Source organism: Altererythrobacter sp. KTW20L, assembly GCF_023501975.1.
In the GTDB taxonomy this organism is placed as follows: Bacteria; Pseudomonadota; Alphaproteobacteria; order Sphingomonadales; family Sphingomonadaceae; genus Alteraurantiacibacter.
Genome location: NZ_JAMFLH010000004.1, coordinates 202,496 through 214,427, shown reverse-complemented (window position 1 = coordinate 214,427; position 11,932 = coordinate 202,496). Strand labels below are relative to the sequence as shown.

Here is an 11,932-nt window from a genome sequence, read left to right as displayed (position 1 = left end):
TGAGAATGGAAATATCAGTCAGGGTTCCCTCCAACAAAAAAGGGCAGGCCCTCCACGGACCCGCCCTCTCTTGGCTCACGCCGCTTTACGCCGCGCTATGCGATAGAAATCATTCCGGCATCAGCACCGTGTCGATCACGTGGACCACGCCGTTGGAGGCGTCCACGTCGGTCATGGTCACCATGGCGGTGTTGCCTGCAGCGTCGGTCAGCTGCACGCCGCCTTCGGCCATCATGGCAGTCAGCGTCGCGCCGTTCACCGTGGTGATGGCATAGCCTTCATCGCCCGCGCCCTGGATGGCGGCGATCAGGTCTGCGGCCATCACTTCGCCGCTCACCACGTGATAGGTGAGGATCGAGGACAGCTGCTGGGTCTCGGTGGTGGTGAGGGTCTCGACCGTGCCATCGGGCAGCTTGTCGAACGCCGCGTTGGTGGGGGCGAACACGGTGTAGGGGCCATCACCGTTCAGCGTTTCGACCAGTCCGGCGGCCTGCACGGCGGCGACCAGGGTGGAGAAATCGGGGTTGCCGCTGGCGACATCAACGATGGTGTTGCCTTCTTCCATCGTCATGGTGTCGGCCATGCCGTCATCCATGGTGGTGTCTTCGGCCGCGTCGTTGCCGCAGGCCGAGAGGGTCAGCGCGGTGCCGAGCAGCAGGGGGAGCATAAAGCGTTTGGTCATGAGTGATCCTTCCGGGACAGGTGTCGTTAAGGGGGGAGATTCCCGTCCACAACGCAGATGCAGCACGAAGGGTTCCGTGGCGACCTGTCCAAAGGTTCAGGGTTGGGTCAGCTTCGCTCGCGCCGGATGGTCTCGGTCAGGCGGGCCACGGTGATGCCGAAACGGCGGATGCGCATGACGTTCTCCGCGCTCTGCCCGCCGGGGTTCACCGTCACGACCTGGTGGACGTTGAGGTTGTTATCCAGCGTATAGGTCAGCGTCAGGGCATTGCCCGATACCGAGCCGCTGACCGGCCCGGCATCGGTAATCGTACCCGCAAAGCGGCCCGGCGCAGTCTCGCGCAGGCGCCAGGTGCGCTGGCGGGTGGGTTCGTTGCCGATCGTCACCTGCTGGTCCAGTTCCATGTCGCCGGGGGCACGCAGGGTGCCGAAGGTGGTGACATTGGTCTCCTTGGTGGACGAAAAGATCTGCGACAGCGTGCCCTGGCTCACCGTGCGGCCGGTGAAGAAGGCGGCGGGATCGAAGGTCGCGGCCCTGGGTGCCGACTGGGCGTGCAGCCCCGCCGAACCCACCAGGGCGAGCGCGGCCATGGTCAGCTTCATGGTGCGGCGCACGCTCAATCGTGCTCCCTGTCGCCCTGCCCGATATAGAGCTCGCGCCCGCCTTCGTTATAGACCCGGCTCATCTGTTCCATGCCTGCTTCCGCTTCCTCTGCCGCAACAAAGGTTTCGATGCCGGAGTTTTGTTTCGCCGCGAAGTCACGCACTTCCTGGGTGATCTTCATGCTGCAGAACTTGGGCCCGCACATCGAACAGAAGTGCGCGGTTTTCGCGCCTTCGGCAGGCAGGGTCTGGTCGTGGTACTGTTCCGCCGTATCGGGATCGAGGCTGAGGTTGAACTGGTCGCGCCAGCGGAATTCGAACCGGGCGCGGGACAGGGCATCGTCGCGCACCTTGGCCGCCGGGTGGCCCTTGGCGAGGTCCGCCGCGTGGGCCGCCAGCTTGTAGGTCACCACGCCCACCTTCACGTCATCCCGGTCGGGCAGGCCCAGATGCTCCTTCGGCGTGACGTAGCAGAGCATGGCCGTGCCATACCACCCGATCATCGCCGCGCCGATGCCGCTGGTGATGTGGTCGTATCCCGGCGCAATGTCGGTGACGAGCGGCCCGAGGGTGTAGAACGGCGCTTCGCCGCAGGCCTCCAGCTGCTTGTCCATGTTCTCCTTGATCTTGTGCATCGGCACGTGGCCGGGGCCTTCGATCATCACCTGCACGTCCTGCGCCCAGGCGCGCTTGGTCAGCTCGCCCAGGGTGTAGAGTTCGGCAAACTGCGCCTCGTCGTTGGCATCGGCGATGGAGCCGGGACGCAGGCCGTCGCCCAGCGAATAGGCAATGTCATAGGCTTTGCAGATCTCGGTGATGTCGTCGAAATGCTCGTAGAGGAAGCTCTCCTTGTGGTGGCTGAGGCACCACTTGGCCATGATCGATCCGCCACGGCTGACGATCCCGGTCACGCGCTTGGCGGTCATCGGGATATAGGGCAGCCGCACGCCGGCGTGGATGGTGAAATAGTCCACGCCCTGCTCGGCCTGTTCGATCAGGGTATCGCGGAAGATCTCCCAGGTAAGGTCCTCGGCCACGCCGCCGACCTTCTCCAGCGCCTGATAGATCGGCACGGTGCCGATCGGCACGGGGCTGTTGCGGATGATCCATTCGCGGGTGTCGTGGATGTTTCGCCCGGTCGAAAGGTCCATCACCGTGTCCGCACCCCAGCGGATCGACCAGACCATCTTGTCCACCTCGTTCGCCACATCGCTCGCCACGGCACTATTGCCGATGTTGGCGTTGATCTTGACGAGGAAGTTGCGCCCGATGGCCATCGGCTCGGCTTCGGGGTGGTTGACGTTGCTGGGGATGATCGCGCGGCCCCGCGCCACTTCGTCGCGCACGAATTCGGGCGTGACATAGTCGGGAATGCTCGCGCCGAAATCCTGCCCGTCGCGAATATGCGCCCGCACCATCTCGCGCCCGATATTCTCGCGCACGGCGACATATTCCATCTCGGGCGTGATGATGCCGCGGCGGGCATAGTGCATCTGCGAAAGGTTCATGCCCGGCTTGGCGCGCAGCACCCGCTTGTGGACATTGGGAAACGGCGCCACGCCGCCGCTGCGATCGGGGCCGAGCTGGCCGTTGTCCTCCGGCTTGGTTTCGCGCGCTGTGTATTCCTCCACATCGCCGCGCGCCAATTGCCATTCGCGGCGCAACTGGTGCAGGCCCTTGGCGATGTCGATCTGCACACTGGTATCGGTATAGGGGCCGGAGGTGTCATAGACCCGCACCGGCGGTTCGCCGCTCGAAGGCTCCAGCGAAATCTCGCGCATGGCCACTTTCAGCGGCCCGACATGGACCTTGGCAGAACCACGGATCGGACCCGTCGTAACGCCTATTTCGAGCTTGCTGTTAATGTCAGCCATTTGATCCGTCTTTCTCTTGTAGATTGATTATCAGAAACGCAGCAGGGCGACGCAGATCAGCACCAGCCCGATGCCGAAGGCCAGCAACGCCCACACGCGGTTGACCGCGCCCAGCAACAGCGATGCAAAGTGCAAGAACGGGCGGCCCCAGGCCAGGATCACCACGCCTTCCAGCACCATGCCCGCGCCGATCAGGGTGACCACCACGCTCAGCCAGTCGGCGGAATTGTATGGGTTGACGAGGTAGATCGCGGCCCCCAGCGCCAGCACCACGATGCCGGTCAGGAAGCGCAGCCCCTCGCCCTTCTCGAAGTTGTCGAGCATGACGGCCCAGCTTCCCGGACTGCGCAATTCGCCCATCGCCGCGCCCAGCGCATAGAGCCCCATGAACAGGGCGATCCAGGCGGAAATATCGGATTCTTGGGCCATGTGCGTGCTCTCCTGCGATAGGCGGGAGAGGGTTCTGCGGCATGTGCGCCGGCCCTCCCTCCGCCCGTGCTAACGGGTTCAGGTTCAACGGGTCGGGTGGAGCCTAGCCCACCCCTCTCAGCGCAGGCGCGCTCCCCGGGGATGGATGGAGGTTAGGGGAGTGGGGGGGATGTGGCAAGCGGTGTGGAAGGGTGAGGTGACGCGCCGCGCTGACTGGCGCCCGCTCCTTGCCTTTTGGGCAGGCGCGCAGCCGTTAATTGCGCCGCGCGTGGCCTGTGAGCAGGAGGTGGCGTTCGGTAAGGCCGTCATTGTTCTGGTCGAGAAATGCCGAAATCACAAAGCCCGTCTCGATGCCGCCGGGGCCAAAGAAGCCGCCATTGATGGAATACTCCAAAACACCCGGCAGTGCCGTAGAGGGGCTTGCTTCCAGTTGTGAGGTATAGCCCAGCCGATTGTTCGTTTGGTCAAAATCCGATGTGCCGGTAAGCGGCCCAACCATCACCGGACTGCCAGAGGTGTTTAGCTGAAATGACAGCGAAAACGACACCTCGCCTGTCTGCGTGTTGCGCGTGATTGTGCCGCTACCTTCGGTAATGCCGATCGAATCTGTTGGCGAAGTCGAAGTCGCGGTGAAGCCTTCTACATCGATGATCGTGTAGGTGACGGCGGGCGCGGCGGGTATATCTGCAGAAAAGGAAGGGATGCCGAAAGCACACAAGGTGCCGCCGGTCTCGTTGCTCGCCTGCAGGACTTTGTAGTGCCCAAAGCGGCCATATTCAGCAGCATCAGCGGTGGCCGATCCGGGATTGGTGAGAAGCAAGGTTTCGGTGGGATTGAGATTGCTGGGGAAGGAATAGGCAGTGAACTGGGGCAAATTGGATGTGATTTGCTCGGGCAAAAATGTCCTGACCCCGTCCAGCGTCCAGCCTTGATTGGCTGCGGTGTATTTCCCCTGCCCGACAGTGTTGAATAAATCGGTGCCATTGAGGGCGAAGGCGCCGCTGGCGAGCCGTCCATAGCGGATGCAGGCAGTGGCGAAACTCTGATCCGCCGTCAGCGCGTTGATCTTGGCATAGGAAAATATCGGAGCGGTAGTGGGAGTTGGCGTCGGAGTTGGCGTCGGAGTTGGTGTCGGGCCAGGCGTGGGTGTCGCCCCGCCGCCGGAACCGCCACCACTTCCACCACAACCGGCGAGAGCGAGTGAACTGGCAGCTATTGTCGCCAACACAGTGATCAAACGCATGAATACCCCCCTTGCCCGAGCCCCCTATCGAGCAATGGACGCGGATTTTGTTATCGAGCCATCCGGCGCAGTCAACTTGATTGGCGGCAGTGCCTTGCTGCGAACACAACCCCGCCCAGAGCCCCGCCCAGAGCCCTGCACCGAGCACTGTTCCATGGGTTTAGACCGTGGGCCCGAGGCGACATACCGTTGAGTTGGGCCTTGGCACCGGGCTGGCGCTAGTACTCCATTTCCTCATGCTGCCAGGGTACATCAGTTGCGGCGGTGCGCGGCCAACCTGGCGCTGCTGCTTGCCCGCCCATCTCATCCGCGCCATCACGTCGGCACATGACCATGCTCTACCGCCTCGACGCCCCGGCGGCCCATATCGCCCGCGCCTTTGCCGCCCGCGCCGGGGACGATCCGTGGGCGGGCGGCTATGTCGCGCCGGGCAATTTCGCGCCGGTCATCACGGCGGGGCGCGAGTTCATTGCCGGACCGAGGCCGGAGCGGGGGCCGCGGCGGATGGTCCCCAGGCTGTGGGGCGTGCCGCCGCCGCCGTCGGCCCATGATGCCGGGCGCGCCATCACCAGCGTGCGCAACACCGACAGTCCGTTCTGGATCGGCAACCTGCGCAACAGCGAGTTCCGCTGCCTGGTGCCGGCCACAAGCTTCTTCGAATGGGGCGCGGGCGTGGATGTGGAGGGGCGGCGCGAGCGGTTCTCCATCACTTGTCCCGGAACTGGCCCGGGCCAGCCACTCATCGCCTTTGCCGCCGTGTGGAAGGATAGCGAGGTGCCGGGCTTTGCCCTGCTCACCTGCCCGGCCAATGGCTTGCTGAAAGGCCTGGGGCGCGAACGGATGCCGGTGATCGTGCCGCCCACGTCTGCCGCGCAGGACCTGTGGCTCCACGCCGGGTGGGACAGGGCCAGCGCGCTGGTCGCGCCCTTTCCGGCCGAAGCAATGGAAGCCCGCCTGCTCGATCCCTTCGCCTGAGGCGCGACCTGTGCTATAACCTGCGTCCGAGGGGATGAACGCACAAGGAGATTGGCCCATGAAACGGTCCCTTATCGCCCTGCCCGCCGCTGCCGCCGCCGCCGCGCTGGCTCTTCCGCCTACCTCTGCCGCCCACCACGGCTGGGGCTGGACGCAGGATGCCGAAAGCCGCCTGACCGGCGAGATCCTGTCGATCACTTTCACCAACCCGCACATGCATCTGCGCCTGCGCGATACGATGGGCATGGAATGGTCGGTCGATCTGTCCCCGCCGATCGTGGCCGAAAGGTCGGGCTTTGGCGCAGACCATGCCGCTGCGGGCGACCGGGCAACCGTTACCGGCCACCGGGCGCGCGATATGTCGGTGCGCAGTTTCAAGGGTGAGACGATCACCGTGCGCGGGCGGACGTTCGACGTCTATCCCCAGCGCGAGAAAACGCTCTCGCCAACAGGCTGAACGGCAACCGAAATCCGCGCCGCCTGCCGCCAGGGCTCTTGCCTTGTCCTGACCAGCGGCTATGGCGGTTACACCCGTAACCTGATTCCACGAGGCGTAGCCCCCCATGAACACGACCCGCCGCGCGCTGCTTGCCAGCGCCCTGTTGCTGTCCGCCGCCATCGGCCATAACGCCCATGCCCGTCCGATGACGCCCGAGGACGTGGCGCGGATCGAGTTCACCGGATCGGTGGCGATCTCGCGCGACGGTTCGCACATCGCCTATACCACCGCCTCACGCCCCGATGTGACGGCGGGCGAGGATAACGGCGGGCTTACCCAGCGGCTCTACCTCGCCGATGCCCCGATGCAGGCCCGCGCCTATCTGCCGGAAGATGTCAGCCCGGGATCAATCGGCTTCTCGCCCGATGGATCGATGATCACCTACCTGTGGGCCGATAGTGACGACAAGCGCGCCGTGTGGGGCGTGCCGGTGAACGGCGGCGCACCGCGCAAGCTGGCGGCCGTGCCTGAAGTCAACGTGCTGGCCTATGCCATGGCCCCCAGCGGCGAGAGCACCTACCTGCTGGCCGGCCCTGCTCCCGATACCGCCCGCGAAGCTGAAGCAGGGCGCGGTTTCAATGCCCGCGTTTACGAGGAAGAGCAGCGCTTCAACCGCCTGTTCGTGGCCGCCAGCGGCACTGCCGAGGTGGATGCAGCGCCGCGCGAGCTGGAAGTTCCCGGCCACGTGGACCAGATCATGCTGGCCCCCGATGGCACCTTCATGGTGATAACCTCGGCCCCCACCACGCTGGTGGACGACAACCTGATGGCCCGCCGCCCCCATATCCTCGACCTTGCCAGCGGCACGGTGCGGGTGGTCGAAACGCCGGGCAAGATCGGCGATATCGAGATCTCGCCCGATGGCCGCCACCTGTCGCTGATCGCCGGGGTCAGCATCAACGATCCGGCGGAGACCACGCTGCACCTGGTCGATGTCGCCACGGCAGAAATAACCGCGCTCAATGCCGGCGCCGCCGAAGCTGCGACCGATGCCGAATGGATGGCCGATGGTCGCCTGGCCGTGACGGTCGATGTCGGCGTGCAGAGCGTGCTGCGGTTCTATGATGCCAATGGCCGGCTGGAACGCGAGATCGACCCGGATGGCCTGATCTTCACCCGGCTGGAGCAGGGCGGCAACCGGCTGGTGGCCCTGGCCAACAGTCCTGCCCATCCGACCGAACTGTTCCTGCTGACCGGCGGCGAGTTCCAGCGCTGGACCGCACACAACCCGTGGCTGGCCGAGATCGACATGGGCGTGCAGCGCGCCGTGACCTTTACCGCGCGCGACGGCCAGGAGATCGAGGGCGTGCTGATCGAACCGGTCGGCGGCGTCCCGTTCGAACGCGCACCGCTGATCTTCGATGTCCACGGCGGGCCCGAAGCGCACGAGAGCAACGGCTGGCAGACCGGCTATTCAAAGCCCGGCCAGGTGGCGGCGGGCCGCGGCTATGCGGTGTTCCTGCCCAACTACCGTGGCTCCACTGCCTATGGAGTGGATTTCTCGATGCAGCACCAGGGCGACTATGCCGGCAAGGAATTCGATGACCTGGTCGATGCCAAGTATGCCCTGGCCGAAATGGGCATTGCCGATCCGGACCGCGTGGGCATCACCGGCGGGTCATATGGCGGCTATGCCAGCGCCTGGGGCGCGACCTATTATAGCGCGGAATTTGCCGCATCGGTCATGTCCGTGGGCATTTCCAACAATATCAGCAAGTTCGGTACGAGCGACATTCCCAACGAATTGTACCTCGTGCATGATCGCAAGTGGCCTTGGGAGGAATGGGACCGCCTGCTGGAAGGCAGCCCCATTTTCCATGTCGACAAGGCCGAGACCCCGCTGCTGATCCTGCACGGCGAGGAGGATACCCGCGTGTCCGCCACCCAGAGTATGGAGCTTTACCGCCACCTGCGCATCCGCAAGCCGGAAACCCCCGTGCGGCTGGTGCTTTATCCGGGTGAAGGCCACGGCAATGCCATGGCGGCATCGCGCTATGACTATACCCTGCGCATGATGGACTGGTTCGACACCTACCTGATGACCGGCAACCGCCAGGCCGAAATGCCCGGCCCCCGGCCCATGGTGGCAGCGGTGGAGGATGAGGGGGAGGATTAATCTCCTCAGCCCCCCGCCTGTCCTAAGCTGTCTGCCCTAGCCCGCCTGCTCTATCCCGCCTGCCATTGGGCCACGGCGTCAACCGGATAGAGCAGCATCAGCACGTTCAGCGTCAGGTTGTCGCGGATCACCGCCAGGGCAAGCAGCTCGAGGAACAGGCCTAGCGCCACGCTGGCCCAGCCGGGCAGGCGCAGGGCGAGGAGGAAGCCTGCCACCATCCAGCCGATGTCGGCGGCAGAATTGACGATGCTGTCGCCGGTATAGCCCAGGCTGATCGTCGCCTCGCGGTAGCGGTTGATGACCATCGGCGTGTTTTCGGCGATTTCCCAGGCGGCTTCAACCACCACTGCAATGGGCAGCGCCCATCGCGAGGGGTAGCCGCCGAACAGCTTCCACTTGCGCCACAGCAGCCAGGCCGCGCCCGCCATCAGCAACCCGTGAGTGAAATGGCTGGGGGCATACCAGTCGGTGATGTGCTGGCTGTTCTCGCTCGATTGCACCACGCCGTGCCACAGCTTGACCGTGCCGCAGGTGCAGATCGGCGGGCGGTCCATGGCGAACAGCACAGCCACCGCCGCCACGAAAACCACCAGCGCCGCAATCCACGCACGCCTGTGCGGCCACAGCCTCCTGCCCTGTATCATCCGACCCTGCGACCCCCCGCAATATTTGCCTTGTATTTACCTGATCTTGTTCCCTGTCCGCGCCTGCTTGGCAAGTGCCCCTTCTGCCCCTTGGCCCATACCGCCTTGCGCCCATGATTGCGCCTTTCGCTCAATAGGCTAGGGATTTGGGCATGAGCGGGCGGACATGCGATATAGCCATTGCCGGGGGCGGCCTTGCAGGAGGCCTGATCGCGCTGGCCCTGGCGCAGGAGCGACCCGACCTGTCTGTGCGGCTGGTCGAGAGCGGCGACATGCCCGGCGGCAACCACCGCTGGTCGTGGTTTGCCAGCGACCTGTCTGCCGAAGGCGAGGCGCTGCTCCATCCGATCCGCAAGACACAGTGGGACGCGGGCAACGAAGTGGTGTTTCCCGGCCACCGCCGCCGTCTTGCCACCCCCTATTGCTCGATGGCCTCGGCCGATTTTGCCGCCGCCCTGGAACGCGAGCTGGCACCCGGAACGATCATACTGCGCCAGCAGGTGGCAGGCCTGGATGCTGGCGGAATGACCCTGGCCGATGGCAGCCGCATCACCGCCCGCGCCGTGATCGATGCGCGCGGCTTTGCCCCTTCACCCCACCTTTCGGGCGGTTGGCAGGTGTTCATGGGGCGCCACCTCAGGACGCACGAACCCCATGGGGTGGAGCGGCCAGTTATCATGGACGCCAGCGTCGACCAGCTTGGCGGCTACCGCTTCGTCTATGTCCTGCCGCTGGGCGCACACGAGCTGTTCGTCGAGGATACCTATTACCAGGACACGCCCGAACTGGATCGCGCCGCCCTGTCGCACCGGATCGACCTCTATTGCCGCCAGCACGGCTGGGAGGGCGAGCTGCTGGGATTTGAAACGGGCGTGCTGCCGGTGATTACCGGCGGTGACCCGGCGCGCCACCTGGAACCCTTGCGCATTCCCGGCGTGGCCCTGGTGGGTGCGCGCGGGTTGTTCACCCATCCGCTGACCAGCTACACCCTGCCCTTCGCAGTCAAGGCAGCGCTGGCCGTGACAGCCGAGGCGGACCTCCCGGGCGACCAGCTGGCAGCGCGCATCGATGCCATGGCGCGGCGGCACTGGGCCGCGACCGGTTTCTACCGCCTGCTCGGCTCCATGCTGTTCGGCGCGGCCCTGCCGCACCGGCGTGCTGGGATATTCGAGCGATTCTATCGCCTGCCCGAACCCCTGGTGGAACGGTTCTATGCCGCACGTTCGACTTTTGCCGACAAGGCGCGGATCCTGATCGGCAAGCCGCCCGTTCCCGTGATGCGTGCCATGCGGGCACTCGTCACCAAGCGTCCATCCCTCGACCTGACCCAAGAAAGCGATCCACGATGACCAGCTCCACAACCCGCACCGCCTGCGTGATCGGAGCCGGGTTCGGCGGCCTCGCGCTCGCCATCCGCCTGCAAAGCGCCGGGATCGCCACCACGGTGATCGAAAGCCGCGACAAGCCCGGCGGGCGCGGATATTTCTGGCAGAAGGACGGCTTCACATTCGATGCCGGACCAACCGTGGTCACCGATCCCGCCTGCCTGCGCGAGCTGTGGGAACTGAGCGGTGCCGACATGGCGAAGGACGTGGAACTGATGCCGGTCATGCCGTTTTACCGGCTGAACTGGCCCGATGGCACCAACTTCGACTATTCGAACGACGAGCCGCAATTGCGCAAGGAGATCGAGAAGCTCGATCCCGCCGACGTGGCCGGATACGATGCCTTCCTGCACTATGCCGCAGGCGTGTACCAGGAAGGCTATGTCAAACTGGGCACAGTGCCGTTCCTCGATTTCAAGTCGATGATCAAGGCCGCCCCGGCGCTGATGAAGTACCAGGCCTGGCGCTCGGTCTATTCGATGGTGTCCAAGTTCATCCGCAACGAGAAGCTGCGCGAGGCCTTGAGCTTCCACACCCTGCTGGTGGGCGGCAACCCGATGAAGACCAGCGCGCTCTATGCCCTGATCCACAAGCTGGAGAAGGATGGCGGCGTCTGGTGGACACGCGGCGGCACCAATCGCCTGATCGCCGGCATGGTCCGCCATTTCGAGCGGCTGGGCGGCACGGTGCGGCTGTGTGACGGGGTGGAACGGGTCGAAACGCTGGGTAACCGTGCCACCGGCGTGCGCACCAAAAGCGGCTGGTCGGGCACTTTCGATGCCGTGGCCAGCAATGCCGACATCATGCATTCCTACCGCGACCTTCTGGGCGACAGCTATCGCGGCAAGTCGCAGGCCAAGAGCCTGGGCCGCAAGACCTTCTCGCCCAGCCTGTTCGTTGTGCACTTCGGGATCGAGGGCACCTGGCCCGGCATCCCGCACCACATGATCCTGTTCGGCCCGCGCTACAAAGGCCTGCTCGACGATATCTATAGCCACGGCGTGCTGCCGGAGGATTTCTCGATCTACCTGCATCACCCCACGGTAACCGATCCCGGTATGGCGCCCGAAGGCAAGAGCACGTTCTATGCGCTGGTGCCGGTGGCGCACCGGGGCAAGCTCAATGTCGATTGGGACGTGGTCGGCCCGCATCTGGAAAAGCGCATCCTGGATGAGATCGGCCGCCGGCTGATCCCCGACATCCATGACCGGATCGTGACCAGCTTCCATTACAGCCCCAAGGATTTCAGCCAGGACCTGAACGCCCACCTCGGCAGCGCCTTCAGCTTGGAGCCGGTGCTGACGCAAAGCGCCTGGTTCCGCGGCCACAATCGCGACGATGTGATCTCCAACTTTTACCTTGTGGGCGCAGGCACCCACCCCGGCGCGGGCATTCCCGGCGTGGTCGGTAGCGCCAAGGCGACGGCAGGGTTGATGATCGAGGACCTGCTGGGTTGATCCTCCCCGGCACGGGGAGGGGGACC

Annotated in this window: 11 protein-coding genes and 1 riboswitch; of the genes, 5 read left to right on the top strand and 6 right to left on the bottom strand. The window is 64.8% G+C overall.

From position 1 onward, the window contains the following. Positions 1 to 109 precede the first annotated feature (109 nt). From M3P36_RS05490 to M3P36_RS05470, 5 genes are all read right to left on the bottom strand, one after another. Positions 110 to 682: a fasciclin domain-containing protein gene (locus M3P36_RS05490; protein ID WP_249702241.1), complete on the bottom strand. Its 573-nt coding sequence runs from the start codon at positions 680 to 682 to the stop codon at positions 110 to 112. 107 nt (positions 683 to 789) lie between these two features. Beyond that, positions 790 to 1,296, bottom strand: a complete 507-nt coding sequence (locus M3P36_RS05485) for a DUF3833 family protein (RefSeq protein WP_249702311.1) — start codon at positions 1,294 to 1,296, stop codon at positions 790 to 792. Between the two features lie 2 nt (positions 1,297 to 1,298). Continuing rightward, a complete protein-coding gene (thiC, locus tag M3P36_RS05480) occupies positions 1,299 to 3,158 on the bottom strand; it encodes a phosphomethylpyrimidine synthase ThiC (protein ID WP_249702240.1) in 1,860 nt (619 codons plus the stop codon). 30 nt (positions 3,159 to 3,188) lie between these two features. Next, positions 3,189 to 3,587: a hypothetical protein gene (locus M3P36_RS05475; protein ID WP_249702239.1), complete on the bottom strand. Its 399-nt coding sequence runs from the start codon at positions 3,585 to 3,587 to the stop codon at positions 3,189 to 3,191. A gap of 38 nt (positions 3,588 to 3,625) precedes the next feature. Beyond that, positions 3,626 to 3,735, bottom strand: a riboswitch (TPP riboswitch). Between the two features lie 105 nt (positions 3,736 to 3,840). Next, a complete protein-coding gene (locus tag M3P36_RS05470; RefSeq protein ID WP_249702238.1) occupies positions 3,841 to 4,830 on the bottom strand; it encodes a hypothetical protein in 990 nt (329 codons plus the stop codon). Between the two features lie 327 nt (positions 4,831 to 5,157). Here M3P36_RS05470 and M3P36_RS05465 point away from each other — a divergent pair, with 327 nt between their 5' ends. The 3 genes from M3P36_RS05465 to M3P36_RS05455 all read left to right on the top strand — a co-directional run bounded on the left by M3P36_RS05465 (position 5,158) and on the right by M3P36_RS05455 (position 8,420). Continuing rightward, complete coding sequence (locus M3P36_RS05465; protein ID WP_249702237.1) at positions 5,158 to 5,805, top strand: SOS response-associated peptidase family protein; 648 nt, start codon at positions 5,158 to 5,160, stop codon at positions 5,803 to 5,805. A 58-nt stretch (positions 5,806 to 5,863) separates the two neighbouring features. Then, a complete protein-coding gene (locus tag M3P36_RS05460; protein WP_249702236.1) occupies positions 5,864 to 6,262 on the top strand; it encodes a DUF6152 family protein in 399 nt (132 codons plus the stop codon). Positions 6,263 to 6,368: 106 nt separating this feature from the next. After that, complete coding sequence (locus M3P36_RS05455; RefSeq protein WP_249702235.1) at positions 6,369 to 8,420, top strand: alpha/beta hydrolase family protein; 2,052 nt, start codon at positions 6,369 to 6,371, stop codon at positions 8,418 to 8,420. A 50-nt stretch (positions 8,421 to 8,470) separates the two neighbouring features. Here the strand turns inward: M3P36_RS05455 and M3P36_RS05450 are convergent, their stop codons facing one another. Then, positions 8,471 to 9,064: a DUF2585 family protein gene (locus M3P36_RS05450; RefSeq protein WP_249702234.1), complete on the bottom strand. Its 594-nt coding sequence runs from the start codon at positions 9,062 to 9,064 to the stop codon at positions 8,471 to 8,473. Positions 9,065 to 9,216: 152 nt separating this feature from the next. Here M3P36_RS05450 and crtY point away from each other — a divergent pair, with 152 nt between their 5' ends. Both crtY and M3P36_RS05440 read left to right on the top strand, forming a co-directional pair. Next, a complete protein-coding gene (gene crtY, locus M3P36_RS05445) occupies positions 9,217 to 10,413 on the top strand; it encodes a lycopene beta-cyclase CrtY (RefSeq protein ID WP_249702233.1) in 1,197 nt (398 codons plus the stop codon). After that, positions 10,410 to 11,906, top strand: coding sequence for a phytoene desaturase (locus M3P36_RS05440; RefSeq protein ID WP_249702232.1), 1,497 nt, complete (start codon positions 10,410 to 10,412; stop codon positions 11,904 to 11,906). The genes crtY and M3P36_RS05440 overlap by 4 nt, the downstream gene beginning before the upstream one ends. Positions 11,907 to 11,932: the final 26 nt, after the last annotated feature.

Bases quoted from the DNA above. Each gene is read 5' to 3' on its own strand.
- M3P36_RS05490 (WP_249702241.1), bottom strand. From the start codon at position 682: ATGACCAAACGCTTTATGCTCCCCCTGCTGCTCGGCACCGCGCTGACC.
- thiC (WP_249702240.1), bottom strand. From the start codon at position 3,158: ATGGCTGACATTAACAGCAAGCTCGAAATAGGCGTTACGACGGGTCCG.
- M3P36_RS05475 (WP_249702239.1), bottom strand. From the start codon at position 3,587: ATGGCCCAAGAATCCGATATTTCCGCCTGGATCGCCCTGTTCATGGGG.
- M3P36_RS05470 (WP_249702238.1), bottom strand. From the start codon at position 4,830: ATGCGTTTGATCACTGTGTTGGCGACAATAGCTGCCAGTTCACTCGCT.
- M3P36_RS05465 (WP_249702237.1), top strand. From the start codon at position 5,158: ATGACCATGCTCTACCGCCTCGACGCCCCGGCGGCCCATATCGCCCGC.
- M3P36_RS05460 (WP_249702236.1), top strand. From the start codon at position 5,864: ATGAAACGGTCCCTTATCGCCCTGCCCGCCGCTGCCGCCGCCGCCGCG.
- M3P36_RS05455 (WP_249702235.1), top strand. From the start codon at position 6,369: ATGAACACGACCCGCCGCGCGCTGCTTGCCAGCGCCCTGTTGCTGTCC.
- M3P36_RS05450 (WP_249702234.1), bottom strand. From the start codon at position 9,064: ATGATACAGGGCAGGAGGCTGTGGCCGCACAGGCGTGCGTGGATTGCG.
- crtY (WP_249702233.1), top strand. From the start codon at position 9,217: ATGAGCGGGCGGACATGCGATATAGCCATTGCCGGGGGCGGCCTTGCA.
- M3P36_RS05440 (WP_249702232.1), top strand. From the start codon at position 10,410: ATGACCAGCTCCACAACCCGCACCGCCTGCGTGATCGGAGCCGGGTTC.